Origin of the sequence: Stenotrophomonas sp. CCNWLW162 (assembly GCF_037203745.1) — a bacterium.
Classification (GTDB): Bacteria; Pseudomonadota; Gammaproteobacteria; order Xanthomonadales; family Xanthomonadaceae; genus Stenotrophomonas; species Stenotrophomonas maltophilia_AQ.
In genome coordinates this window covers 67,771-91,417 of sequence record NZ_JBBCBL010000001.1, presented here as the reverse complement: position 1 = coordinate 91,417, position 23,647 = coordinate 67,771, and the positions used below count along the sequence as shown (strand labels likewise).

General features: G+C 62.6%; 25 protein-coding genes, 1 tRNA gene and 1 other RNA gene. 10 read left to right on the top strand and 17 right to left on the bottom strand.

Annotation, left to right across the window (positions count from 1 at the left end; genetic code table 11):
- Positions 1–41: 41 nt before the first annotated feature.
- The 6 genes from V9K93_RS00495 to V9K93_RS00470 all read right to left on the bottom strand — a co-directional run bounded on the left by V9K93_RS00495 (position 42) and on the right by V9K93_RS00470 (position 4,629).
- The gene (locus V9K93_RS00495) at positions 42–473 is read right to left on the bottom strand and encodes a GNAT family N-acetyltransferase (RefSeq protein ID WP_337301932.1); all 432 of its coding nucleotides are present in this window, start codon (positions 471–473) and stop codon (positions 42–44) included.
- 75 nt (positions 474–548) lie between these two features.
- Positions 549–1,640 (bottom strand): hypothetical protein, encoded by a 1,092-nt coding sequence (locus V9K93_RS00490; RefSeq protein ID WP_337301931.1) that lies wholly within the window; start codon positions 1,638–1,640, stop codon positions 549–551.
- Between the two features lie 382 nt (positions 1,641–2,022).
- On the bottom strand, positions 2,023–2,646 hold the full coding sequence (locus tag V9K93_RS00485; RefSeq protein ID WP_337301930.1) for a hypothetical protein: 624 nt from the start codon (positions 2,644–2,646) through the stop codon (positions 2,023–2,025).
- 100 nt (positions 2,647–2,746) lie between these two features.
- Positions 2,747–3,142, bottom strand: coding sequence for a hypothetical protein (locus tag V9K93_RS00480; RefSeq protein ID WP_337301929.1), 396 nt, complete (start codon positions 3,140–3,142; stop codon positions 2,747–2,749).
- 29 nt (positions 3,143–3,171) lie between these two features.
- Positions 3,172–3,600, bottom strand: coding sequence for a BLUF domain-containing protein (locus V9K93_RS00475; protein WP_337301928.1), 429 nt, complete (start codon positions 3,598–3,600; stop codon positions 3,172–3,174).
- Positions 3,601–3,696: 96 nt separating this feature from the next.
- Positions 3,697–4,629 carry an SOS response-associated peptidase family protein gene (locus V9K93_RS00470; RefSeq protein WP_337301927.1) on the bottom strand — a complete coding sequence of 311 codons (933 nt, stop codon included), beginning with the start codon at positions 4,627–4,629 and terminating at the stop codon, positions 3,697–3,699.
- A gap of 183 nt (positions 4,630–4,812) precedes the next feature.
- Here V9K93_RS00470 and V9K93_RS00465 point away from each other — a divergent pair, with 183 nt between their 5' ends.
- Positions 4,813–5,394: a hypothetical protein gene (locus V9K93_RS00465; protein WP_337301926.1), complete on the top strand. Its 582-nt coding sequence runs from the start codon at positions 4,813–4,815 to the stop codon at positions 5,392–5,394.
- Positions 5,395–5,450: 56 nt separating this feature from the next.
- Here V9K93_RS00465 and V9K93_RS00460 read toward each other — a convergent pair whose 3' ends face one another.
- The 5 genes from V9K93_RS00460 to V9K93_RS00440 all read right to left on the bottom strand — a co-directional run bounded on the left by V9K93_RS00460 (position 5,451) and on the right by V9K93_RS00440 (position 8,109).
- Positions 5,451–5,870 (bottom strand): hypothetical protein, encoded by a 420-nt coding sequence (locus V9K93_RS00460; RefSeq protein WP_337301925.1) that lies wholly within the window; start codon positions 5,868–5,870, stop codon positions 5,451–5,453.
- Between the two features lie 32 nt (positions 5,871–5,902).
- Positions 5,903–6,841: a lysozyme gene (locus tag V9K93_RS00455; protein WP_337301924.1), complete on the bottom strand. Its 939-nt coding sequence runs from the start codon at positions 6,839–6,841 to the stop codon at positions 5,903–5,905.
- Positions 6,834–7,088: a hypothetical protein gene (locus tag V9K93_RS00450; protein ID WP_239498896.1), complete on the bottom strand. Its 255-nt coding sequence runs from the start codon at positions 7,086–7,088 to the stop codon at positions 6,834–6,836. Before V9K93_RS00450 ends, V9K93_RS00455 begins: the two co-directional genes overlap by 8 nt.
- 132 nt (positions 7,089–7,220) lie before the next feature.
- Positions 7,221–7,297: transfer RNA gene (locus V9K93_RS00445), tRNA-Met, on the bottom strand.
- Positions 7,298–7,470: 173 nt separating this feature from the next.
- On the bottom strand, positions 7,471–8,109 hold the full coding sequence (locus tag V9K93_RS00440; protein WP_337301923.1) for a hypothetical protein: 639 nt from the start codon (positions 8,107–8,109) through the stop codon (positions 7,471–7,473).
- A 554-nt stretch (positions 8,110–8,663) separates the two neighbouring features.
- Between V9K93_RS00440 and V9K93_RS00435 the strand changes: the two genes are divergently transcribed.
- Entirely contained in the window at positions 8,664–9,173 is a 510-nt protein-coding gene (locus tag V9K93_RS00435) for a hypothetical protein (RefSeq protein WP_337301922.1), read from the top strand.
- A gap of 165 nt (positions 9,174–9,338) precedes the next feature.
- On the opposite strand, the gene V9K93_RS00430 is transcribed toward V9K93_RS00435, so the two are convergent.
- From V9K93_RS00430 to V9K93_RS00420, 3 genes are all read right to left on the bottom strand, one after another.
- Positions 9,339–9,866, bottom strand: a complete 528-nt coding sequence (locus tag V9K93_RS00430; protein WP_337301921.1) for a hypothetical protein — start codon at positions 9,864–9,866, stop codon at positions 9,339–9,341.
- Between the two features lie 320 nt (positions 9,867–10,186).
- Positions 10,187–11,077 carry a hypothetical protein gene (locus tag V9K93_RS00425; RefSeq protein WP_337301920.1) on the bottom strand — a complete coding sequence of 297 codons (891 nt, stop codon included), beginning with the start codon at positions 11,075–11,077 and terminating at the stop codon, positions 10,187–10,189.
- Positions 11,061–11,813 carry a HipA family kinase gene (locus V9K93_RS00420; protein WP_337301919.1) on the bottom strand — a complete coding sequence of 251 codons (753 nt, stop codon included), beginning with the start codon at positions 11,811–11,813 and terminating at the stop codon, positions 11,061–11,063. The genes V9K93_RS00425 and V9K93_RS00420 overlap by 17 nt, the downstream gene beginning before the upstream one ends.
- A gap of 213 nt (positions 11,814–12,026) precedes the next feature.
- Here V9K93_RS00420 and ssrA point away from each other — a divergent pair.
- The 3 genes from ssrA to V9K93_RS00405 all read left to right on the top strand — a co-directional run bounded on the left by ssrA (position 12,027) and on the right by V9K93_RS00405 (position 14,895).
- Positions 12,027–12,419: a transfer-messenger RNA gene (ssrA, locus tag V9K93_RS00415) on the top strand.
- Positions 12,420–12,762: 343 nt separating this feature from the next.
- A complete protein-coding gene (locus V9K93_RS00410) occupies positions 12,763–14,268 on the top strand; it encodes a S8 family serine peptidase (protein ID WP_248298466.1) in 1,506 nt (501 codons plus the stop codon).
- A gap of 150 nt (positions 14,269–14,418) precedes the next feature.
- A complete protein-coding gene (locus V9K93_RS00405) occupies positions 14,419–14,895 on the top strand; it encodes a hypothetical protein (protein ID WP_046983373.1) in 477 nt (158 codons plus the stop codon).
- Positions 14,896–14,905: 10 nt separating this feature from the next.
- Here the strand turns inward: V9K93_RS00405 and V9K93_RS00400 are convergent, their stop codons facing one another.
- Positions 14,906–15,367 (bottom strand): methyltransferase family protein, encoded by a 462-nt coding sequence (locus V9K93_RS00400; protein WP_295377912.1) that lies wholly within the window; start codon positions 15,365–15,367, stop codon positions 14,906–14,908.
- Between the two features lie 153 nt (positions 15,368–15,520).
- Here V9K93_RS00400 and V9K93_RS00395 point away from each other — a divergent pair, with 153 nt between their 5' ends.
- The gene (locus tag V9K93_RS00395) at positions 15,521–17,542 is read left to right on the top strand and encodes an esterase/lipase family protein (RefSeq protein WP_337301918.1); all 2,022 of its coding nucleotides are present in this window, start codon (positions 15,521–15,523) and stop codon (positions 17,540–17,542) included.
- Between the two features lie 17 nt (positions 17,543–17,559).
- Here the strand turns inward: V9K93_RS00395 and V9K93_RS00390 are convergent, their stop codons facing one another.
- Positions 17,560–18,783: a cytochrome P450 gene (locus V9K93_RS00390; RefSeq protein WP_046983376.1), complete on the bottom strand. Its 1,224-nt coding sequence runs from the start codon at positions 18,781–18,783 to the stop codon at positions 17,560–17,562.
- A gap of 379 nt (positions 18,784–19,162) precedes the next feature.
- On the opposite strand from V9K93_RS00390, the gene hchA reads away from it, so the two are divergent.
- The 3 genes from hchA (at position 19,163) to V9K93_RS00375 (ending at position 21,069) form a co-directional block, all read left to right on the top strand.
- Positions 19,163–20,035 carry a glyoxalase III HchA gene (gene hchA / locus V9K93_RS00385; protein ID WP_046983377.1) on the top strand — a complete coding sequence of 291 codons (873 nt, stop codon included), beginning with the start codon at positions 19,163–19,165 and terminating at the stop codon, positions 20,033–20,035.
- A 5-nt stretch (positions 20,036–20,040) separates the two neighbouring features.
- Complete coding sequence (locus tag V9K93_RS00380; RefSeq protein WP_337301917.1) at positions 20,041–20,745, top strand: PA1136 family autoinducer-binding transcriptional regulator; 705 nt, start codon at positions 20,041–20,043, stop codon at positions 20,743–20,745.
- Positions 20,746–20,832: 87 nt separating this feature from the next.
- On the top strand, positions 20,833–21,069 hold the full coding sequence (locus V9K93_RS00375; protein WP_253078891.1) for a hypothetical protein: 237 nt from the start codon (positions 20,833–20,835) through the stop codon (positions 21,067–21,069).
- Between the two features lie 71 nt (positions 21,070–21,140).
- Here V9K93_RS00375 and V9K93_RS00370 read toward each other — a convergent pair whose 3' ends face one another.
- Positions 21,141–22,367 (bottom strand): cytochrome P450, encoded by a 1,227-nt coding sequence (locus V9K93_RS00370; RefSeq protein ID WP_337301916.1) that lies wholly within the window; start codon positions 22,365–22,367, stop codon positions 21,141–21,143.
- A gap of 408 nt (positions 22,368–22,775) precedes the next feature.
- Here V9K93_RS00370 and V9K93_RS00365 point away from each other — a divergent pair, with 408 nt between their 5' ends.
- Positions 22,776–23,630, top strand: coding sequence for an endonuclease/exonuclease/phosphatase family protein (locus tag V9K93_RS00365; protein WP_337301915.1), 855 nt, complete (start codon positions 22,776–22,778; stop codon positions 23,628–23,630).
- Positions 23,631–23,647 lie beyond the last annotated feature (17 nt).

Here is a 23,647-nt window from a genome sequence, read left to right as displayed (position 1 = left end):
ACAAGTTGCGGATTGACAAGACGCGTGGGCGGCGGCCGCGCTCACCCCGCTGACAGATCCTTGCTGAGGAACACCCTGCACGTACCGGGCGGATCGCACGGCACTTCACCGAATACGGTCCAGCCATGCTTCACATAGAAGTCCGGCGCCTGGAAGCTGATGGTGTACAGCACACCGGAGCGGCAACCCCGCCGCCGCGCCTCGTCTTCCGCAGCCTTCAACACACGCGAGCCCAGCCCGCTGCCTCGGTATTCCGGTGGTAGATGGAACAGATCGACAAACCACAGGCCCAGCGACGTTCGCCCTGTAAGGCCCCCTACCACCTTGCCGCTGGCCGGATCGGTAACCAGTACCGCCAGCGCGCGTCGATCGGCATACCCCGCAGCCTCCAGATTGAACTGGTCCAGGCCACTGCCAATCAGGTCCAGCGCCTCGTCGCTGGGTTCATCCGTTACAGCGATTTCAAGCGGCATCGGCTCCGTCCATAGGCTGCATATCCAGGATCCTGATCCTATCAACCCTGCGCGGGCCTGGCGCAGCGCCCAACGTTACTTCACCTTGGCGTCAGCACAGGCAGATGCCGCTGCATCCAAGAGCTGGCCGGCCTCCAGGTGTGGCGCAGGACCTGTTGCCGGGAACGCTGCCGCGAGCGCCTTCGCTGCCCGGTCTGCATGGGGCTGGATGTACCAGGACGACTCCGGCGACAGCGTGCCACCCCGTACCTCCTGCTCGAACCGGTACTGGCCCCAGTAGATCGCCAGCGGTTCCTCCAGCGCATTCAATGGGTTGCGCAGCGTCAGCGCGGCCGGGCACAACGTCACGAAGGCTTCGGCCAACGCCCTTCGTTGTGCTGGCGGCTGCCCAGCGGAAAGAAAGTGGCTGTACTCGTGCATCACGATCGGTGCCCAGTCTTCCTCGGCATCGAACGTCGAGAACAGAAAGATGTAACCGCCCCGCAGCTTGGCCTGGGTCTGCGTCGCATCCGGCCACCAGAGGAAACGCACCTGGAAGGTGGCTGGAGCATCCACTCTGAAGAACGCCTGCATCTGCGCCGCAAGGCCACCGACCGGGCGGGATGCGAGCTGCCGTGCGAGTTCGCGCTTCTGCGCGTTGAATGGCGCCTGCCCGGCCAGCAGCTGGCGGGCACGCGGGGCGAAGCGCGCGTAATACCGTCGCAGCAGCCTCTGGTCACGGCGGCCCTGGCCGACAAGCGCGGCCCTGACGGCTGCATCGAACGATTCTGCCGCCAGGAAATGGCTGGCGAACGGATCGCCGTCGCGGGTGTCTGCACCTGCGAACACCCGCTCGGCCGCCGCGGCCATTACCTCGTGATCACGCGCCAGGGGTGACGTGCGCTGGCGGAATGCGGCATAGGCAGCCAACAACGCGCGGTCCCGCTCGTCCAGGCCGAAGCGCCGCTGCCATTCATCCCGGTAGACCGAAGCGGTGTATCCCGGCAGCCAATCGGGCAGGTTGTCGAGCAGGTTGAACAGGTCCAGCGATGGGCTGTAAGCCACCTCCACCGTCGCCTGCGGGGATTCGGCCGCTACGACGGGCCATGCCTGCATTGCCAGAACGGCCGCGGCAAGCGCCCCCGCCCATCCCAGTCGCATCTTGCCAGAGCTGACGGATACGACCATGGGAGGCCCGTGGAATGACGTCGGGAAATTCGAGCACGCCTCCCCGGGGATGGCAACGTGCCAAGCGGCAGGCACGAGGCAATCCCCGCGCGTGACTGTTCAGGAAGATTGCCGTACCATTTGCCCTGTTAGGCAGGTTCTTGGGCGACATCTGGTCAACTTGGAACCTGAAAGCCTTGCAAGACTTGAAGAAACCGGGGGTGCATTGTCCCCGTGACGCCATCGGCGCCGGTTTCCAGGAAGCAGAAATAACGAAGCCCATCAATGCCTTAGCTTGATGGGCTTTTTTGTTCATGACTGCCGTATGGGCAGAAATGGGCATGGATTGGCAGCAACTTGCCAGCTTTCTTGCCAGCTTTTAAAGCTGGCAACTTGCGCTAGCTCATACCCCTGATGTGTCTGCAGGCTTCGCACCAGCGTCCTGCGCGGCGAACTCAGCAATGGGGGCACCACGCTCGAGATCACGAATTCTCGAACCCACAGTACCTGCTACGTCACGATACGCGGCTGTTGCAGCATTGAATGCTTCAGTGATATCGGGCTCGGCGGTTTTCCCTACCATCGCTACAGCTGCCTGAGTGAGCGCGCTCACGCCACTCAAGACTGCACTTGTATGCGATCTGCTTCCAATCAACACCATGGCCGACTGGACCTCAGATAGCTTATTGAGTGCAACTAGCAACGCCTTCTGTGAAGCAACCTTTTCTTTTATCTGCAAGGCGGCATGTATTTCATGAACCGCATTGCCGGCTACCGTCAGGAGGGGCTGAAGCTCCAATAAGTTTTCGCGCTCCCGTTCCCGAATACGCTGATTCCTTTCGTTCTCGTGCTGCTGTGTTTCCTTGTTCTTCGCCACTTTCTCGTTACGGATAGTCGCGAGCCAGTCCACGCCCGCCTTTAGCAAAATGCCAGCGATCAAAGATCCAACCGGCAAGCCATACTTCAACAAATCACCTGCGGAATCCGCAGCGGGCGCCGCAGGCGCAATCAGAATCTCAATAGGCATCGAGCACCCTTCATCCATGGAGAGTGCATATCCTGCCTGAACGATTTGACGAATTGATCAAATTGGGGGTTCCTGCAATCTTCCAGAGCAACCGCAGACCTCACCCCATCCAGCCGAACGGTGGATCTGTGTCCGCCCTGGCCAACCTGTTCGCCCGCACCGCTTCCTGCCAGCTCAGGATCTTGGCCACGTCCTCCCGCAATCGCGCCTCGTGCCTGGTGACCCAGAGCTCGGCGCCGGCGCTGCCCTGCTCGTAGCTGGTGCACTGCCGACATGGTCCGCCACCAGGACCATGCCGGTGGCGATCGAGGTGAGCCACCCAGATGTCGTCATCGACACGCTGGGTCATGGAGACGAGCCAGACGCCCTGGCAGGCGATCACGGTCAGCGGATCGCCCGGCCAGCTCGCAGAGCGCGTAGTCCAGTAGAAGGAATCGGGAAGCGGCATGGCCGGCAGAATACGAATGGCGGTCGCAGCGGCTGCGATTGTGAGCACTCTATTGCTCTATCGCTCGCGCGCCGCGCTTACGCAGTCTCTGCGAATGGCTCCGCCACCGCGACCAGCAGTTCCATCGCGGTCGCCGGAGCTGCCTGGTCCTGGCCGCGCTGCAGGAAGCCGGTCCAGTCCGCGCCTACCAGCTGTACGAGCTCTGGGGCGGACACGGGGATACAACGCATCGGCCAGTACGGCAACCTGCGCTGACCTACGCGACCGCGGGCGATCTCGATCAGGTTGCAGTGGCTGGTCGCGCCGGCCGCCCTGGAGAAAGCAACGTCCAGCCCGTCTGGCGGACCCTCCATGTAGCTCAGGAACCTGCGACCGTCGAAGAGGGTCACCCCGGTGACGCCGGCCCGCCGGTTGAACTCCGACGCATCCCCCATGATTTCAGACAGGCGACGGCCGTCAAGGCCTTCGCACGCTTCGCTCACAAAGACAACGGCCCGATTTGGCACGGCACGAACTCCTGAACGTGGGCCCAAAATCCTAGCCGCGGAAGAGTTGAAGGTGCGTCTAGATCGCGGGCATCAGGTCACAGTTTCCGGAACTGCTCAGGCTGCCAGCCGATGCTCGTAGAAGGGGTGCCGCTTGTCGTCGAAGATCCGATACAACGCGGCCAGGTCGGCCGGATCCGGATTGAGCCAGGCGCCGACATGCTCGGGCTTGATGTTGATGATCGTCCGATCGTGGCCAGCAGCAGCGACCTCGGGCTCGGGCTCGTCGGTGATGGCAGCGAACGACAGGAGGTCGGGTGCTTTTCCCGCGGGATCCGTCCAGTGCGCCCACAGGCAGGCCACCAGCATTGGTTCGCCGGTGCGCGGCGTGAATTGCACCACCTGGTTCTTGCCGTCCGGACCTTCCACGTTCTCGTAGAACGTCTCCACCACCATCAGCCCATGGGTGTGGCCGAATGCCGGCGCCCAGAATTTCTCCAGGCTATCCCGACGCGCGTTGTAGGTGCCCGGGAAGCGCTGGTCATAGTTGGCCGGCTTCCCGGCTAGGCGGCACTGGTAGCGCATGGGCTTAATGACCAGCTTACCGCCCTCGGAAATGATCACCGGGGCGTAGACCCCGGGGAATATCCGGCTGTCGCGGTCCTTCGGTTCGGAGCGTTTGAGATCGGCCAGCTTGGCCAGGGCGCGTTCAATCTTGTTGCCAGCGATTCGCACGTCTTCCCGGGCCTTCTTCGTTTCCTTCACATGCAGCGCGCGCTCGGCATCGACCAGGCGCTTGCGGTTGGCGAACAGCTCCTGCTCAAGCACCGCGGCCTCCGCCCGGTTCCACTGCTCGACCTCTGCCCACACCGCAAGCTCCGCCGGCGTGGCGCCGGCCCGGAATGCGTCGTCCATGGCCTTCGGGGTCTTGGGCCGCTTCTTCCCCGGGTCGTGAGCGTACAGCGCTGCGAACTCCTGGAGGGACAGCGTGGCGCCGGTCATGCGGACCAGCTTCTGGTAGGCGGCGGTGATCTGGGCGGAATAGCACATGGCCGGATTGCATTACGCCTGCCCTATGGCGCCGTGAGTGAACATCGATTCGCTTATAAAACCCGGACAGGATAGTCCCAGTTAATAGGAAGGCGTCAGTACGAGGCACCCCATTGTGGCCGCAAGAATATTCCTCTGGCAGGATCCACCTCGGCGACCATGCCAATAAACAGGGGGAACATCATGAATCGAATCTCAAGCTTCGCATTGTTTTTGCTGTTACTTGTCACCCCAATCCTCGCGGACGCGAACACTTCCCTGAAGCCCCTTGACTATTACTTCGTCAAGTTCAAAGGCGAACACGATGTCATGCGAGATGCAGTGAAGAACGACCCCACGATTCCATCAAATCAAAAGCCGAGGATTTATAGGGAGCGCTTCGAAGAACTGCAGGAACGATTCAAATCCGAGCGCAGCGCAGAGTACGCCGCCCAGCGGGCCATAGTAGAACGGGACCACAGCTGCACAAAGGGCTCATCCGGCGGAACCAAGAAATGCGGAGCAAAGTGTGCAGAGGCGCCATCATCCGAGTGGTTCACCGACCCTGGCATGGTTCAATCACTGAATGAGGACGGCACCCCCGCTTCACGTCGCGCGTCGACCAAGGCCGACGGATCTGCGGCTTGCATTTACCTACAAAAGAGCGGAAAGGGCCGGATCTTTGTAAGAGTAAAGGCGACTTTTAAGTACCGCCCTGATTTCATTCTCCGCGCCGTAGATGCGGACAACACCGCAGTCTTCAGCCGAATCGTTACTGACATCTAAGGGTTGTATCGGACCCGGGCCGATGCGCCGCATCGGCCCGTCGTCTTTGAGTTCGATTACAAGTCCGGCAGGCCCAATCGCCTCCGCATCGCTATCAGCAGCACGATCGAGGACCGCACCAGCGCATGCTGGTCGCGTGTCAGCTGGTCATACATGTCTAGCACCTCCGGCGGAATCTGCCCTACCCGGCCTGCCTTGAAGGCCTCCATCGAGACCACCTGTGCCTTGTGGCGCTCATCTTCCATGCCCTTCTCCAGCGTCTGGCGGCGGGAGTGCCGCCCCCTCGATGCCTTGGGCCCCACCTCCAAGCCTGTTGCAGGCGAAAGAAAACCAGCACCACTGTCCCTCGGCTGGGTTTTCTCCTGCGATCCCTTTCCACTGGCCACCACCCGCAAGTCCTTCTTGTCCATCAACCAATGCCCCTGTATCGATAGGGCCGGCACCATCGCCGGCGTCTTCACATTGGTTTCATCCAAGCAGATCCGATGGCGGTGCAAAGTTGCAGCAGCTACTCCGTCACGGCTTTGTTCAGACGCGCGGCCAGCTTCGGGTTGAGGATGATGCCGGCCTCGGCCCTGGCGCTATAGCGGGCGCGGTTCTTGACGGACTGCTGCAGACCGCTCGAAGTGATGGCCAGCTCCGGATTGACCTTGTTGAAGTCGCGGATCTTGGCCAGAACGGAGGCGCGGTCGCCGGCGTCACCATTGCGCAGCGCCATGGCGAAGGCGTTTACCAGTGATTTTCGGCGATCGAGGATGTGCTGCTCGTAGTTCTTCAGCGCGCGTGTCGTCTCGTACTGCCTGGACACCTTCTCCGGTGCAAAGCCGTTGGCCTGCAGCAGGATCTCCCAAGGCGACAGATCTGCCACGACGGGATCGCCGCGCAGGGTGTTCACTCCCTGCGTCGCATAGCGGCCGGCCTTGATCATGGGGCTTTCCCACTGCCGGCGATCGATGATGCCGCCGCACTTCGAGCTCCACTGCGGCAGCGCGCAGTCACGCTTCACGCCGCCGATGGTGACGTAGCGCCACTTCCACATTTCGGTGCATGCGGCCTGGCGCTCGCCGGCGTTTAGCCGCTTCGCCGCGGTGCTGGCGCAGAACGCCGGGGTGCCAATGTTGTAGGCGAAGTGGCCCCACGCCTTGATCTCGTGGAACTCGAACTCGCCGCGAACGCACTGCCCCATGTGGCCGAGCATGGTGCGGACGTAAGCCGTCTCCACCCTGGTGCACTCTTCGTCGGTGTAGCGCTTGCCCTTCACCACCGCCGGGCCCGTGATGCCGGCGCAGACGGTTAGGATGCCGGCCGAGTCGTAGTAGGCGGTGTAGCGGCGCCCCTCGTGGGCTGAATCGTTCGAGCCCAAGGCGGCCACCAGGGCGCCGATCAGCACCAGCGGCGCGGCGGCGAAGCCGACGCGCTGCTTGTTGCTGAGCTTGCTGTCAGCCACGGCGGCGGATCCGCGCCCAGAAGCGCTTGGCGTTGCCCATGCGCGCAGTCCACCAGGCAGACCAGTCACCCCAGTTTTTCATCATCAACGTGAGGGTCTGGACGACAGTGAAGATGATCGTGCCAATCAAGGCCCAGTCGCTCAGGGTGTACCCCGGCGAGTACGTCGCAGCGGTGACGCTGACAGTCGCTCCGATCTTCGAACCTGCGACCGCCAGGTCCGTTGTGATCTGCTCTTTGATGCTCACCGCGGTTCCCCCAATGAAAGGAGGCCGGCATGGCCCACCACTACCACGATTGCAAGGTCGCGCGGACACCAGCGGCGCGTCTCACGACGGCCTATGTGCTGGCTTGAGTGGTGGCCATGACTACCGGCCATTTGGTAGCGGGAGGTGGATTCGAACCACCGACCTCGTGGTTATGAGCCACGCGAGCTGCCGGACTGCTCTACCCCGCAAACAAGAAGGCCGCTGATCGACCAGCGGACTCCCACGTCCTGGTCAATCAACGGCCTTTGAATTGAGGCGCCCATAAGAACGCCCACTGTAGGAATTCAAACCTACTTTCGGTTCCCGAGGCAACTGCGGTTCCTCATGAGGAAGAAATCTTCCTCATGAGGAACAAGTGAGGTCAGCTACGTGAACGCTGCGGCTTCATCATGGCAAAATCTCTGAACGCAGACTCAGCCCTGGCAACAGCAGACTTCAGTGCCTTCGCCGCTGGATCTCCGTCACCTTCGACAGCGCAGATCCAAGACTCCGACTCAGCCAATCGGGTATGGGCAAGGTCATATTCCTTCGTACTCTCATCTGAACGCGAACCCGTCAGCCGCGACGCCGCCAGGACAAGCCGCTGTTTGTTCCGGACCGCGTTGCTGGCTTCGTTGCGGACTCGACGCAAGACGGCCAGAACGTCCTCAACCCCGGAGGCTGCTTCGTCACCAAGCACTGCTCTGACTCGATATCGAATCGCCTCTAGCTGAGTAGCAGCGTCGGCATGCATCCGGTACCTGACCTCAGCCACGCCGTAGTGCTTCCTTCCCTCAAAGGACTCTTCAGACTCGTCCTCTAGACGCTCGACCTTGTTCATTTCCCCGACGAACGCCCAAGGTTGACGCATATGGTCGATCGCGTCTCGCAGTCGATATACCAAACTCAGCGCATCCTCGGCCAGCGCTTGGTGTTTGCTTGCTTGCAACTGCCTCCTCCACGCATTCAGGCCAACCACTGCTGCGATTGCGACAACAATGGCAGAGAGGCCCTGAAACATTGACCCGACTGCGGCCCAGTCGACCTCGAGCGCCCAGCAACTCATAGCGCACCCCAAGGAAGCAAAACGCGCTTTGAAGGTCGCAATTTGGCAATCTTCTGCCTCGCTTCCACGATTTGGGCCTCAAACGTCTCAACGTTCAATTGGCCATGAGACGCCTTGAACACTGCGTCGCTAATACTATCGGCCTGTGATCGCACTTCTAACGAGGCTGCTACTTGTCGGTCGGTCGCTAGATCATCTGCGATCGCGCCCACTACCAGCGGCTCCCAGAACCTTACAGAGACCCTCCTCTCCTCCTGCATATAGTCGACCTTTTTGAGTGCCCTCTGGGCATCCCTCATCAACGCGTAGAACCGCGTCGTCCTGCTGATCACTACGCCTGCGTAGTAGCCAGACAGCAAGCCTGTGACCAATCCCGTTACTAGCCCTGTACCCAGGCCGATTAGAACATTCTCGCTTAAAGCATCCATTTAGCCCCCTGTTGGGCCCATCCAGCCTTAACAAACCTTAACAAATGTGATAATCCCGGCCAATACAGGGAGGGGGTCGCAATGATTGAGACTGTGGCAGGTCTGACGGACCTGCAGATCAAACTGTTCACGGCAGTCGGGCAGATCTTGGTCGCGGCAGCGGTTGGCGTGATTGCTTGGCGGCAGTGGCGTACTGCGCAGCAGCAGGCCGAAACGGCACGCAAGAAGCTTATTGCCGATCTGTTTGACCGGCGGTTCAGAGCCTACGACAAGTTTGTGGACCATATTGCGGACGCGTTCTGCGCCGAGGGTGATAGTGGCGAGGATGACGCTAAAAAAGCTATCGAGAGCGCGTACAGCTTGTTGCACGAGATCCGCTGGCTCTTCGGCGAGGACGTCACCTCCAAACTCAGGTCGCAGATCATTGAGCCTATGGAGACTCTGGTATCGGTCAGGGGGCGGATGAGGGTGTCCAAGGGAGATCAGTACATTGCTCTCGCTGAAGAATTCAGGGACGTTGAGAAAAAGGCCGATATCGCAACTTCGCGCATTCCGAGCCTCTTTGATGCTCACCTCACGTTGCGAAGTTGACCTGGCCAGATTGCTCGTTTGAATGCCAACCTACCGCCGTGTAGCGCCTCCTGCAGGACAGCGCTCGCGCACTTGTGGGCCTTGATGTAGTTGCCCTTGCGCATCTTGGCCGACTTGGCCAGACCGGCAAATGGCTGGCGCCGCTGGTACCGACTGCAGTTTCGTTCATGGCGTCTGTTCCTGGGTCTTCTTTGTGTCCTCCGCAGCGCGCGCGGCGCGCGCTTGGACCAGCACCTCGGCATAGGCCTCGGGGTGCTGATCCTCGAAAGCAGGGAGGGTTCCGCGGGCCCATTTCCCGCCGCCCAGTTGCTTCAGCCATCCGTCGGTCGCACAGAAGCGGCGCGGATCCACGCCATGGGCCCGGACACCCTTCGCCGTCGTGAAACCATCGAGCTCGATACCGGCCAGCACCTTCAACGCGCCCACCTTCCAGGGTGTCAACTGCAGCGGCGAAGGCACACCTGCGGCCACTTTCGGCACAAACTCAGGCAGCTCACAGCGCTTTGTGGGGTTCCAGTCGAACCATGCTGTGGGACCCCACTCGCGGAGATCGCCGGATGCGCGGTCCCATGGGGCGGCCTGGTGCAGGCAATGCCGATGCACCTCGCGCTGGATCCGCTGCCCGGGCTCCGTCTTCCACCGGCCGGTGCAGCTGTCTGGGACCAGGACCTGCACGCCCAGCGCATCGAGCATGCGTGCAATGCCGTAGTTTGCTGCCGTCGTACTGGGAACCAGCACAGCCCTAAAGTCCGGGCCCCGCTGGTCGGCGTTGCTCCAGTGCGCCGGCAGGATCTGATCCGCCACCTTGGCGTTGAGCTGCAGCTTCGCCTCGATGCCGAGCTGGCGAGAACGTCATGTGGGTGGCGAAGCAGATGGGCCACCGGGACTGGACCATCACCGCAAAGAAGTACGGCAGATGGATTCCATCGATGGTGCCCGATGCGGGCTCCAAAGCATCAGCAGCGTGGTTGGTAGCCTAGTCCGCCGACTGAAGAGGAAAGCCTGCGGACGCTTTAGCTCAACTCTGCCGTGAGAATTCGCTGCGCCGCCTCTTCAGCTCGATGGTATGGGCGCACCATCAGAGAGTGATCATCAGCAAATGCCTGAAGCTCTGACAGAGCCCCATGAGCGGCATCGAGTTGTCTCGGCGAAAAACCCGGCGAGTCCCTTTCTGGAATCCAAAGAAGAAGCTCGTAACTAGTCCTAGGCAAGAGGTTGTCGACTTGATCCTTGAGAATTTGCAAGTCCAACAGCCTGGACTTGGATCGAAACCTTCTGTTCGAGAGGTTAGAGCCTGGTATCAGCATGTCGAAATTGGCAGCAATATTCCCTCCCAAGTAGCCGATCTTGGTAGGTGACGCGCCAGGGCGCACAAGTATCTCGCCATTGAAACGGGCATCGAGATGTGGACTTTGGACACAGACCCGTTCGCGGATCTGCTGAACCCACCGGTCTACATCAAGCCCCGGGCCGACAGACTCTTGGCCCTGCTCGAGGCTGTAGTCCGCGAGCTTCGCAGTCAAGCTCGAAGTGAGAACTGCTCCACTGCGAGCGACGTGCTCCAAGCTTGATCCCATTGCAGTGCGACAGGTTCCAAGATGACAAGAACGGAAAGGCGGCATCCAATTTTCCAGACTCCCACCAGTCGCCAGGTAGGTCTGGAGGACGTCCAGAGCGAGGTCGATCAGTCCGTCAAGCACTTCTGCGCGGTCGCCATACATGCACTGCAGAACACGCTGCGACAAGGTAGCGTGCACGTAGAACGAACCGCCACTGTCGACCGCAGCGGTGGCAACGACAATTCGCTCGCCGCTTCCGTGCATCGGCTCAATGTACAGGGGCGCCCACTTGGCCTGGATGTCAGGAACAGGGGGAAACATTCGGGAGTCAGCGGTCATTGCCATCGAACATCTCGCTCTGCATTGCGGGGATTCTCTCGCTGGCCAGTCGCATCAGATGCGTCTGCCGGGATGCCAGCCACGCAAGCACTGAATCTGACTCCTCGTCGGACCATAGGCCGCTGGGCAACCCAAGATCGACCGGCGAAGTTGGATGCTGCTGGAAGGCTTCCATGACGCCAAGGGCCACAGGGCGCATTCGAAGCAGCTCGTTCTCCGCCTTGCCGTGCACGGCTAGCTCGAACAGTTGGTTCATGGGAGCCAACGCGTCCACAGGGAGGCCTGCATTCACGGCCAGCCCGTGATCAATTAGCGAGAACTCGCCAAGACCGTTGTAGAGGATGTTTCGGACATGGCGATCGCAGTTGGCAATCCACTCGTCAAAGCACGCCGCCTTGATTAGACCAGGCCAAGCACGAAGGCGATCCAGGATCGCGTGGAATTGCCCGGTCTCGACGAATGCAGACAGGTCGCCATTTCCCACCGCCGCACTGCCATAGGCCACGTAGGGCCCCCCCATATGGTCAGGAACATACACCAGTAGGGGCTGGGGCACAGGAAGGCCCAGTTGCCGAGCCATCACCGCGCAGGCGACCTCGACCAGGACTTCGCGAGACGTGGCTAGCTTCTTCACATAGGCTTCAATGTCTCCGGCGGAGGTGCGGACGACACCTCTCACGGCCTCATTGATCCCGGTACCGGCCGGCCCGAGCGAGTTCACCAAGGTTGCAAACTGCAGCATCGCTCCCCCTCAGCATCCTTTGCTGAACGATTCCGGGAGCATATCTCAGGGCTTGACTACCGTCACTGTCGACCGCCTCAGCTGATAGCGCGACTTGGGAGGGCGAGCGTGACTGTTCAGGAAGATTGCCGTACTATTCGGGTTGTTGGGCAGGGTCAGTGCCAGCTTTTTGCCAGCATTGACCCTAAAAGCCTTGCAAGACTTGAAGAAACCGGGGGTGCATTGGTTTCGACGGGGGTTGTGAAGTCGCCTGGCGCATGCCGAGGGGGTAGCTTTCCTCGTAAATCCAGCTGCAAAACTCTAGTTGCCAACGACGACAACTACGCTCCGGTCGCTCTCGCAGCCTAAAAACTGCGGTGCGTGACCTTCTGCCGACTTAGGCGGAGCCTCGAAACTGCTTGTGTCCATGCTCGCAGCGTAGAGTCATTATCATGGAATCGCGCTGGGCGGCTGCCTGTCAGTCCGGCACTAGAACACAACAGGCTGGTTCCCGGGTGCGCTTTGCACACCGTGCTGCTCGGGGATGAGATCCAACGGTGAGCTAAGCATGTAGTGCTGGGGATGGAGTGCCTTCGGACGGCGGTTCAATTCCGCCCACCTCCACCAACGAACGGTTCGTCACGAACCGAAGAAGCCCGGAAATTCCACCAACGTGGGTTTCCGGGCTTTTTTATTGCCCGCCTCGCCTCGCTGCGAAATTCACCACCCAGGCGCAGTCGCGACCCGATGCCGTCAAGCAATGTCGGCATTGCACATCTTCTCTCGCTTTCGACATCACTAAACCACTTCAGAAATTTCCCACCCTCTCCTTGGGGGGGATGTGCCCGCGAAGCCGTTCGTCCTTGGTCGCCATCAAGAGGAGACCACGGGTCACCTGCATCCTACACACCGAAGCCGAGCCCGAGGGGCACGGCCTGTTCGACACATCTTCCACAAAGGAACTGTATCCATGCGTACGTCGCTTCGGGTTTCCCTTGCCAGTGCCATCACCCTGGTCCTGGCCAGCGCCCCCGCCTTCGCCCAACCCACCGAACGGGTATGGACGCGAGGCATGGCCAGCAACGAGCAGTACAGCAGTTTCATCGTCAAGTACCGGGACGGCAGCAGCAAGCGCGTCTCCGCCGACACCGCCCAGGACGCGCTGAAGAAGCGCCTCGGCGTCCAGCAGCGCAGCAAGCGTTCGATCGGCAGCGCACCGACTTCGGCTGCGTCCGTAACCCATCAACGCCGCATGGGCGGCGGCGCCGACGTGGTCACCACGGACAAGCCACTGGACCGTCCGGAGGCCGAGATCCTGATGCAGCGCATCGCCGACGATCCGGACGTCGAGTATGTGCAGCCGAACTACATGATGAGTGCATTCGCCACGCCGAACGACCCGCGCTATGGGGAGCAATGGCACTACAGCAACCCGACCAGTGGCGCTCGCCTGCCCGGCGCGTGGGATCGCTCCACCGGCCAGGGTGTGGTGGTTGCGGTGGTTGATTCGGGCTACCTCAACAACAACGACCTGCAGGCAAACCTGCTGCCGGGTTACGACATGATCTCGTCAACCCGTCCGTTCAGTGATTGGCAGTGCATCATCGGGGGAATGAATCCCGGCTGTGGTGGCTCCGACGATGGTGACGGACGCGACGCCGATGCATTCGATGCCTCAGGCATTGCACACGGCACCCACGTCGCCGGAACGGTCGCTGCGGTGACCAACAACCAGATCGGCGTGGCCGGCGTGGCCTACAACGCGAAAGTCGTACCGGTGCGCGTACTGGGAAACCAGGGCAATGGTGGTTCCGCTGACATCATCGACGGCATGCTCTGGAGTGCCGGTATCAACGTGCCCAATGTCCCTGCCAATGCCAACCCGGCCGAAGTCATCAATCTCAGCCTGGGCGGCCGCCGCGCCTGCTCGCCGGCCGAGCAGGATGCAATCGACGACATCACGGCCCAGGGTACGATCGTGGTGGTCGCCGCCGGCAACAGCAATCTTGATGTGTCCGAGTTCGCCCCGGCGAACTGCAAGGGTGTGATCGCGGTTGCTGCCAACGATCAGGGCGGTCGTCGTGCGTTCTACTCCAACTATGGCGCAGGCATCCACATCACCGCACCGGGTGGTGAGACCTGGTCGTGCCGTGCGTCGGTGGGCGAATTCCTGCCACTGGCCACGCCGCCGAGCCAGGCCAACTGCGCACCCACCCGCCAGCATCCGGCGCAGGGCATCCTGTCCACCGTGGGTAACAACGCCTTTGACTTCATGTCCGGCACCTCGATGGCGGCGCCCCACGTCGCTGGCATCGTCGCGCTGATGCAGGCGGTGGCGCCGGTGCCCAAGACCACCGACCAGGTCAAGGACATCCTGCGTCGAACCGCGCACCCGATCGCGGCGGCGAACTGCCCCGGCGGTTGCGGACCGGGCATTGTCGACGCCGCAGAAGCGGTGAAGGCCGCCAGCAACTGATGGCATGGCGCAGCGGCCTTCCGAGACCGCTGCGCTGCTTGCCGGTGATCCGATCCGGTACGTTCGTCACGCCGGAATGGCGGCGCATGATCGAGACTCTGTGACCCTATCGGAACGTACCCTGCTCCGAGACGAACAGAAGGATCTGCAATGAAAACCGCACCCACCGTATTCGCCCTTGCCCTGGCTGCCCTTGTCGCAGGTCCGGCCGCCCATGCGGCCATCGCGCCACCCGGTACCGCCACGCTGGAAGCCCTGCTCGCCTGCAAGGCCGGTTCGAACTTCAGCGCGGCCGAGGCGATCGACGCGCTGCAGGCAGCCGGCCTGGCAAAGAAGCCGGGCGGTACGTTCGAGCCTGAGAGCTCGCCGGTTGCCCTGTTCGGCGGCACCATCAGCAGTGCCGATGTGAACGTGGCCGCGGGTGAGAAAAGCATCTTCGTGTACTTGAACGGTGTCGATTCGCAGCGCCTGGCCAAGTCCTGGTCGGTAACCACGGTCAACGAGCACGCCAACACCGAAGCCCCCTCCTACGTGAAAGCCATCGACAAGCGCCACACCCTGCACGTGATCGCCGGCGACGACTACGAAGGTTATTCGGCGGCGGTGAAGTGCCAGATCACTCCGTAACGGCACAGGTCTACAGCCAGCGCCGCACGCGTTGGCGGAAGCCTGCATAGGCCTCGGGAAAGCGGGCCGACAGTGCCCGCTCTTCCGGCACGATCTGCAAGCGGGTGATGTACAGCACGAACAGCGGCACGGCCAGCAGCGCGGTAAGGTTCTGCAGGTACAGCATCGCACCGGCCAGGACGGTCGCCTGGCCCAGATACATCGGATTGCGCGTGTAGCGATACACCCCGTGCGTGACCAGCGCGCTCGACGCCGAGGGACGCAGCGGGTTCACCGTGGTACGCGCACGCTGGAAAGCCAGCTTCGGCAGCAGGTTCAGCACCAGGCCGATGGCCATCACCCCGCCCGCCAGCAGTGCCGGCATCGGCAATGACAACACTGTGCCCGGCCACAGGCGGCTGGCCAGGTAACCGGCAGCGACACACAGCAGCATCACCAGCGGTGGTGGAACACGGGTTTCAAGCCACCGCATCGCAGTCCCTGCATCACCCCATTCACCCCAGTGTCACACGGAAATGCCTGAATCGCCCGGGTGGCGGTGCTTTGGCTTGGCAAACCGACTGCCCGGTATCTTCCGCTTTGACAGGCCTGTCGTTAGAGTGTCGCCACCGCGCAGGAGGATCGTATGGCAACCACGGGCTTGGGCTTCATCGGCCGCACGACCCTCATCATCACCGTGCTGCTCACCCTTGGTGGCTGCGCGACGCTGCGCCAGTTCGGGCCGTCGGTGCAGGTGGCCTCGGTCACGCCCGGCCAGTACATCGCGCTCAAGCGCGGCGACATCCTCACCACCGGCAAGCTCAGCTCGGCAACGACGGAAACCCTGCGCGTGGCCGGCCTGGACGAAGGCGTCTGCGCCAAACCTGGCCTGCCCTGCATCGAAGCGATGGAAGCCACCATCGTGGTGCGCGAGGAGGACAAGCGCTCGAGCCTTGCCGAGTTGTGGCTGCAGTACGCCATGACCCTGCCCGCACCGAAACGCGAGTACTCCGCCTCGGGCCGGGCCAAGACCACCATCACCGAACTGGACGCCGACTTCCAGCCGCGCCTGGATGCCTGGATGCAGGTCGCGCGGCAGGCTTACGGGTATCTGTTCTTCACCGAGCGCACCGCCAACCAGCGTGGCTTCGAAGATCGCCAGACCCAGGTGCGTGACTATTACAACCTGGCCGTGCAGGAAGCTTCGGTGCAGCTGTACAACGCCTATGCCACCGGCCGCGTGCACAGCGAAGCCAGCCATTTCCAGCTCGGCCGCTGGACTTTCGTACTCGCCCCATCGGGCGAAGCTTCACCACTGGACACGCGTACCCCCACCGAGCTGGTGCCCGCTGCCTCGCTCTCGTTCACCGGCACGCTGCGCAGCGTGCACCGCCGCGATGGCTTCGGCGCGGAGCTGGTGGCTGTGATGAATGATCCAGCCAATGCCAGCGCCACGCCAACTGCGGCCTCTACGGCGTCTACCACCGCGACGGCAGCGACGCAGCGCAGTTGGAGCGAGATGCCCTCGCCATCGATGACAGTGTTGCTGCGCTTCTCCGGAAAGAACCTGTGGGAAGTGCTGCACGACGACGAGCCGGAACTGGAGATTCACGATCCCTACCAGGTCACGGAAGTCACCCTGCACGGACAGGAAGTGCCGCTGGCCGCGAACTTCACCGCTGGCTACGCACTGTGGCTGGCGCGCTCGAACTTCAGCCACCAGTCGCTGCGCTCGCTGTTCGGTGGCAAGGGCGGCATCGATACGCCGCACCTGTACATGATGCAGCCGTACGATCCGAACCGTCGCGTGCTGCTGATGATCCACGGCCTGGCCAGCAGCCCGGAAGCCTGGGTCAACGTCGCCAACGAGCTGATGCGCGACGAGGAGATCCGCCAGGATTTCCAGATCTGGCAGTTCTACTACCCGACCAACATGCCGATCGCGATGAGCCACGATGCGATGCGTCATACGCTGGCCGAGGTCTTCCAGCACTTCGACCCCAGCGGCAAGGCGCAGGCCTCGCATGACATGGTGCTGGTCGGGCACAGCATGGGCGGCGTGATTGCGCGGCTGATGATCTCCTCTTCAGGCGACCACCTGGTCGATACCCTGCTGGCCACCGCACAGATGACGCCGGCGCAGCAGGAACTGCTGCGCACCAAGGGCGCGCCGGTGCTGACCTTCCTGCCGGAACCGGAAGTATCGCGCGTGGTGTTCATCGCCACGCCGCACCGCGGTACCGATGTGGCGAGCACCCGCCTGGGCCGCTGGATCGGCCGCCTGGTGCGCTTGCCGCTGACCGTTCTGGAAGACGTGGCCACTATCGCCAACGACGGCAAGATCGATCGCAACGACGGCAAGCACGGCTACCAGATGAACAGCATCCAGAACCTGGACAAGGACGATCCCTTCGTGCGCGCCGTGGCCGACCTGCCAATGGCGCCGAAGGTGCATTACCACTCGATCATCGCCCGCGCCAAGGCCGACGGCCCGCTGGAGAAGACCGACGATGGGCTGGTGCCGTACTGGAGCTCGCACCTGCCGCATGCGGTTTCGGAAAAGGTGATCGTGTCCGGGCACAGCGTGCAGGAGGCAACCCCGGCAATCGTCGAACTGCGGCGGATCCTGCACGAGGACATGAAGGAGCATGACCGCGCGGGCAACTGATCCGCCCGTCCCTCTCCTCAGGAAGCCGAGGCGCGGCGCGAGAACGTACCCTGCAGCGCTGCTGGGATCGCGAAGCCCTCCATGCGCACCTCCGGGCGGTAATCCGCGCCGGGGGTGAATCGATATTCGCGTGCGAGCAGCGCGCACAGGAGTACCAGCTGCGCATTTCCCACCGCCGATCCCACGCAGGAACGCGATGGGAAGCCATAAGGCACATAGATGCCGGCCGTCCGCTTGCGACGCTCGGGCAACCAGCGGTCTGGATCGAACAACAGCGGATCGTCCCAGTACTTCGACGACCGGTGCTGGATGAACGAGCTCAGCTCGAACACCGTGCCTTCCTTGATGGCCTGCCCATCCACCTGCAGATCGCAGGCCGCCACGCGTCGATTGTTGAAAGGCGTGGAGTACAGACGCATCACTTCCTTCAGGAACCGCATCGTGCAGGGAATGCGGGCGATGGGCAATGCATGGATCTCAGCGTCCGACAGCGGCGCGAACTCCTCTTCAATGCGTTGCCGCCAATGCGGATGCATCTGCATGGCCAGCAGCAGGCAGGCAGCCATCATGCCCGGCACCCCGGAGATGGCAATCAACTGCACCGTAACCAGATAGGTGACCTTGTCCAGCCCGATGCGCTCACGCAGCGTCAGCAGTGACTGCGCGTAGTCCAGCGAAGAGCGCCCGCTACGGACGCGGCGCTTCAACTCTGCATGGATCGTCCGCGACTCACCACGGCCGATGAGGAAATTGCGCAGCAGGTGGCGCCGGTGGATGACCTGCTCGACCTGGGTGGTGTAGCGCAGATGCAGGGCACGTTCGATGGCAGCGGTACCGCGTGCATCAAGCCCGTCGATCACCAGAGGAACGAGCGGATGCGCCATCACTTTCCACACCGCCGGCGTCGCATCCAATTCATGCCCGCACAGCGCATCCAGTGCCTGCCGCATGCGCGACTGCAGCGTCTTGAGGGTATCCACGCCAGTGAGCTCGGCACTGCAGGCGGCAATCAGGCTGCGTACTTCGGTCCAGCGCACGCGCTCGTGCCGGCGGAACAGATCGGCCAGCGATTCAACCACGAACAGGTGCTCGGAATTCTCCTTGTCAACCTTCCCGGCCAGCTCCGGGCAGAACACCCCGATGCCGCCGGTTTCCAGATGCAGTACCGGTCCTTCGCGCTCCACGCGCGCGGCCAACCGCTCGGCAGCAACGGTGCTGCCTTCATTCGACATCCCTTGCATGCAGTGCGCCTCCGGCAGGAAGGGACTCGAAAGACGAGTCCCTTCGTCTTGCTACCGCTCAAACGCGGGGTTGCCCCGCAGGATCAGAACTCGACCCAGAGCGGCCAGGTATTCCACACACTGCTCTTCTCGTTCGGATGGATATTCAGAGTGACGCGCAATGCTCGGGCGAATCTTTTCATTTTCATTCCTTTGCTTGCTGTGTGGTTATGCCGGGATTATCCCGGCACCGGCTAGATAGCACGACATAATGCTGCTGTCCAACCAGGCCATGTGGCGCGGTGCAACATCAGGACCGTGGCAGATTGGGGGAATTCCCTCATCGCACGTGCGCAGCGGCCCTTCTATGCTGGCCCCACTTTCCCCGCAGGAGGTCCGCATGAACACGCAAGAGTCCAGCCGCCAGCCCAGTCCCGATCCGGCCGAGCGTGACGCCTTCTTCCCTTCCCCGTACGCGCTGTCGCAGTTCACTTCGGCGAAGAGTGACCTGTCCGGCGCCGACTACCCGGATGCGCGCCGCGATGGCCGCTGGAAGGTGCTGATGATCGCCGCCGACGAGCGCTATCTGCCCACCGCCAACGGCCATCTTTTTTCCACCGGCAACCACCCGGTGGAAACCCTGCTGCCGATGTACCACCTGGACAAGGCCGGCTTCGAGATCGACGTGGCGACGCTGTCCGGCAATGCCACCAAGTTCGAATGGTGGGCATTCCCGCGCGAGGACAAGGAGATCGGCGGACTGTATGAGCGCTATGAAGAGCGCTTCCGCCAGCCGCTGCAGCTGCACGACGTGGTGGCCGGCCTCGATGCCGATTCGGACTACGCAGCAGTGTTCATCCCCGGTGGCCATGGCGCGTTGATCGGCCTGCCGGAAAGCCGCGCGGTGAAGGCCACCCTGCAGTGGGCAATTGCCCAGCAACGCCACATCATCACCCTCTGCCACGGCCCTGCTGCATTGCTGGCTGCCGGCGTCGACGAAGCCGATGGCGGCTCACTGTTCCGTGGCTATCGCATCTGCGCGTTCCCCGATGCAATGGACCGGCAGACACCCGACATCGGCTACATGCCGGGGCAGCTGCAGTGGTTCTTCGGTGAACGGCTTGCGCAGCAGGGCGTGCAGATCGTCAACGAAGGCATCGACGGCAGCGTGCTGCAGGACCGCCTGCTGCTGACCGGCGACAGCCCACTTGCCGGCAACGCGCTGGGCAAGCTGGCCGCACGCACCCTGCTCGACACACTGGCCGGGCGCTGACCCCGATGGCCGAGCTGGTGCAGGCACTGCTTGGCCTTGAAAACGCCCACTCGCTGGCTGCGGTGGGCGCGTTGCTGCGCGGCGTCGCCGCGCCACTTGGCTACGATCGTGTGCTGGTATTCGCCACCGGCACCGGGCTGGAGCGCGACGCGCAGCGCGTGTACTGGATAGAGGGCGACTGGCTCGGCGATGGCAACGATACCGACCTCGCCCGCTACCTGCACACCTGTCCGGTCAATCGCCACGTACTGGACAGCGATGCACCGTTCTTCTGGAGCAAGCGCCAGGGCGTGCGCGGCGAACGCTACCAAGTGGTAAAGCAGCCACGTGGCGAGGGCCTGCACGGTCTGCAGGTGCCGGTGTTCGGCACCACCGGCCTGGAGGGCGCGATCAGCTTCGCCGGGACCGCGATCGATGCCTCCGCACGCGCGCGGCTGCTGCTGGAGGCTGTTGCGACCGCAGCATTCCGCACGGCGCGACGATTGGCCGAAGCCCCCGCCGAACTGCCGGCCGGCGCACTGAGCACGCGCGAACGCGAAGTGCTGCGTTGGGTCGCCGCGGGCCGTCGCCAGGCCGAGATCGCCGCCACGCTGGGGTTGTCCGCACGCACCGTGGAAAACCACCTGCGGCGCGCACGCCAGCGCCTGGGCGTGGCGACCACCGCGCAGGCGGTACGCGCTGCCAGCCGTCGCGGCGAGATCGAGGACTGATCCCGGCAAGGCACTTCCGGCAGTCGGATTCACGTGTTACACACGCCATGCGCATGTGCGCGATTGCAGAAAGCAAGGATGATGCTTATGAAACTGCAACTGGCCGCGATGGCCGCTCTGGTAGTGGCAACTGCGACCCTGGCCCCGATGGCGGACGCCCGTCCGGGTGGGGGCGGCCCGGAGAACACGAACTGCGTTCCAGTGAAGATGGGGCCCTACTACCATCAGCGCTGTGAAGTAACGTACTTCGACGAGAACGGCCAACCGTACGTCCGCGTGTACTGGATTGACCAGAATGGCCAGTGGTACCTCCCGGCCGACTGAGCGACTGTATCTTCAATTCACCGGGTGGGCGTCCATCGCCCGCCCGGTCTCCACGGCTGCAGCTACGGTCTTCAAGCGCGACGTGGCGTCAGCGTGCCGATGAAATCGACGGGGATCGCGAACCCTTCCAGCTGCATCCACGGGGCCGGCTGATCCTGTACCTCCAGTTCGAAATCACGCGTCACCAGCGCACAGAACAACAGCAGCTGTGCATGGCCGACCGCGCTGCCGATGCACGCACGCGAAGAAAAACCGAACGGGACGTAGGCCCCCTTGTTCGGCTGCCGGCGCTCGGGCAACCAGCGGTCCGGATCGAAGCTATCAGGCGACTGCCAGTAGTCCGGCGAATGATGCTGGAAGTACGACGACAACTCATAGGCACCGCCCTTGCGGATGCAGACCCCGTCAATATCGATGTCATGCGACGCCGGGCGATGCAGGGCGAACAACCCAGGCCACAACCGCAGGGTTTCCTTGACGAAGCGCGATGTGCACGGCAACGACTTGATCGGCAGCGCATACAGTTCGTCCGTGCTGAGCGTGGAAGTCTCCTCGCGGATCCGAGCATGCCACTGCGGGAAGCGGTGCATGGCATACAGCAGGCTGGCGGCAGTGATGCCCGGTAACCCCGACATGCCAGCCAGCACCATCGACACCAGGTAAGCCACGCGGTCCACACCCACTCGCTGTACCAATGGCAGCAGCGATTGCAGGAAGTCTTCGCGTGGTTGCGTCTCGCAAGACCGGCGGCGGATATGGCGTGACACCGTGCGCGCCGCGCGGCGGGAAAGGTGGAAATCGATGACGCGCCGCCAGAACGAGAAGTTCTGCAGCACGATGGCGTTGTAGCGGGTCTTCTGCTCGCCGATGAGCGCATCGACATCGGATCGGCTGAGGCCGTCGATCAGCAATGGCAGCAACGACTGCGAGATCGTCCACCAACTCAGCGCGCTCAGGTCATGTGGGCGGCCTGCACGTTCGGCGAGGAAACCCTGCATGCGTGCATACAGCGAGCGCATGTGCGCCGGGCTGGCCAGCCGTCCGGCCTGTTCGCTCAACAACGCCCGCACTTCGAGCCACGCAACCGGATCCTTGGCGCTGCGCAGGCCAAGAAAATCGATCAACGAATCCGGCACGGTATGCCGGTCGGTATTGGCCTTGTCGATCTTTACCGCCAGTGCCGGGTCGAAGATGCCAACCACATCATTCTGGAACCGCAGTACCGGTCCTTCGCGCCGCACCCGCTCAAGCAGGTCGTCGATGGACACGACTTCCGCATCCGCTGCACGCTCATCCATGCCCCTCTCCTGAGGCCAGGGATGGCCATCGGCCATCCCTGGCGATGTGTCATCGAATACACGGAGTCCTTGCGCTCAGAAGATGTTCCAGTAGCGGTACTTGGAACGGATGCACTGCGTGGAATTGTCCGAACGCAGGTTCAGCGATACCTGAAGAGCGCGAATCAATCGTGTCATGGCACAGCTCCTTGTCGATCCATTGTGGGTTGCTGTTGCGGGTGCCGGAATCAACGGCCCGGCAGCGCCGTTCTAGCACGCGAACCCGCGCAGGCAGGTCAATACGCCGTCAACGTTGACCTGAATACGCTGGGGACAGCCAGCGGATACCGCCAGCGCGGGCACACCCAGGAACCGGCAATCCATGCGATGCTCCGTGAAACCGTTTTCATGGAATGGAGGGATTCCACGATGTTGTCGCGTTTCCACCGCTCTGCACTGTGTGTGCTGTTGGCGCTTGCGCTGCCTGCCGTCGCCTGGGCTGCCACACCTGCACCACTGAAAGTGATGTCATTTAATGTCCGCACCCCAGCTGATACCGAGCCCGGTAAACGTTGGCCGGACCGTCGCGATGCCATGGTCAAGGTCATCCTCGATGCACACCCGGCCGTGATCGGCACTCAGGAACTGGTGAAGGAGCAGGCCGACTACCTGTCCGAGCACCTGCCCGGTTACCGCTGGTTCGGCGAAGGCCGCCGCGGTGGAAGCGGTGACGAACACATGGGCGTGTTCTACGACAGCACGGTGCTGGCCATCGAGGAGTCCGGCAACTTCTGGCTGTCCGATACGCCCGACGTGCCCGGCAGCATCAGCTGGGGCAACCTGTATCCGCGCATGGTCACCTGGGCCCTGTTCCGGCGTCTGGATGATGGCCGTCGTTTCTACTTCATGGATACCCACCTGCCCTACCGCGACGAGGACGAGCCGCGCCGGGTGAAGGGTGCCGAACTGATCGGCAAGCGCCTGGCGTTGCTGCCGGCCGACCTGCCGGTGGTGCTGACCGGAGACTTCAACAGCGAACCGGGCGGCGACACCTACAAGGCGTTTACCCGCGTGCTGCAGGACACCCGTCCCCAGGTGAAGGCGCCGCAGGGCCCGCGCCTGACCTTCCACGACTTCACCGGCAAGGCCACCTCCCAGCTGGATTGGGTGCTGGTGCGTGGTTTCCATGCGCGCAGCTTCCTCACCGATGACCGGCGCGTCGATGGCGTGCTGCCGTCCGATCATTTCCCGCTGGTGGTCGAGCTGGACTGGCCGGCACACTGAAACCCATGCGGCAGCCG

Coding starts and splice junctions, on each gene's coding strand:
- V9K93_RS00495 (WP_337301932.1), bottom strand. CDS start 473: ATGCCGCTTGAAATCGCTGTAACGGATGAACCCAGCGACGAGGCGCTG.
- V9K93_RS00490 (WP_337301931.1), bottom strand. CDS start 1,640: ATGGTCGTATCCGTCAGCTCTGGCAAGATGCGACTGGGATGGGCGGGG.
- V9K93_RS00485 (WP_337301930.1), bottom strand. CDS start 2,646: ATGCCTATTGAGATTCTGATTGCGCCTGCGGCGCCCGCTGCGGATTCC.
- V9K93_RS00470 (WP_337301927.1), bottom strand. CDS start 4,629: ATGTGCTATTCCGCCCAGATCACCGCCGCCTACCAGAAGCTGGTCCGC.
- V9K93_RS00465 (WP_337301926.1), top strand. CDS start 4,813: ATGAATCGAATCTCAAGCTTCGCATTGTTTTTGCTGTTACTTGTCACC.
- V9K93_RS00440 (WP_337301923.1), bottom strand. CDS start 8,109: ATGTTTCAGGGCCTCTCTGCCATTGTTGTCGCAATCGCAGCAGTGGTT.
- V9K93_RS00435 (WP_337301922.1), top strand. CDS start 8,664: ATGATTGAGACTGTGGCAGGTCTGACGGACCTGCAGATCAAACTGTTC.
- V9K93_RS00430 (WP_337301921.1), bottom strand. CDS start 9,866: ATGCTCGATGCGCTGGGCGTGCAGGTCCTGGTCCCAGACAGCTGCACC.
- V9K93_RS00425 (WP_337301920.1), bottom strand. CDS start 11,077: ATGGCAATGACCGCTGACTCCCGAATGTTTCCCCCTGTTCCTGACATC.
- V9K93_RS00420 (WP_337301919.1), bottom strand. CDS start 11,813: ATGCTGCAGTTTGCAACCTTGGTGAACTCGCTCGGGCCGGCCGGTACC.
- V9K93_RS00410 (WP_248298466.1), top strand. CDS start 12,763: ATGCGTACGTCGCTTCGGGTTTCCCTTGCCAGTGCCATCACCCTGGTC.
- V9K93_RS00405 (WP_046983373.1), top strand. CDS start 14,419: ATGAAAACCGCACCCACCGTATTCGCCCTTGCCCTGGCTGCCCTTGTC.
- V9K93_RS00400 (WP_295377912.1), bottom strand. CDS start 15,367: ATGCGGTGGCTTGAAACCCGTGTTCCACCACCGCTGGTGATGCTGCTG.
- V9K93_RS00395 (WP_337301918.1), top strand. CDS start 15,521: ATGGCAACCACGGGCTTGGGCTTCATCGGCCGCACGACCCTCATCATC.
- V9K93_RS00390 (WP_046983376.1), bottom strand. CDS start 18,783: ATGCAAGGGATGTCGAATGAAGGCAGCACCGTTGCTGCCGAGCGGTTG.
- hchA (WP_046983377.1), top strand. CDS start 19,163: ATGAACACGCAAGAGTCCAGCCGCCAGCCCAGTCCCGATCCGGCCGAG.
- V9K93_RS00380 (WP_337301917.1), top strand. CDS start 20,041: ATGGCCGAGCTGGTGCAGGCACTGCTTGGCCTTGAAAACGCCCACTCG.
- V9K93_RS00375 (WP_253078891.1), top strand. CDS start 20,833: ATGAAACTGCAACTGGCCGCGATGGCCGCTCTGGTAGTGGCAACTGCG.
- V9K93_RS00370 (WP_337301916.1), bottom strand. CDS start 22,367: ATGGATGAGCGTGCAGCGGATGCGGAAGTCGTGTCCATCGACGACCTG.
- V9K93_RS00365 (WP_337301915.1), top strand. CDS start 22,776: ATGTTGTCGCGTTTCCACCGCTCTGCACTGTGTGTGCTGTTGGCGCTT.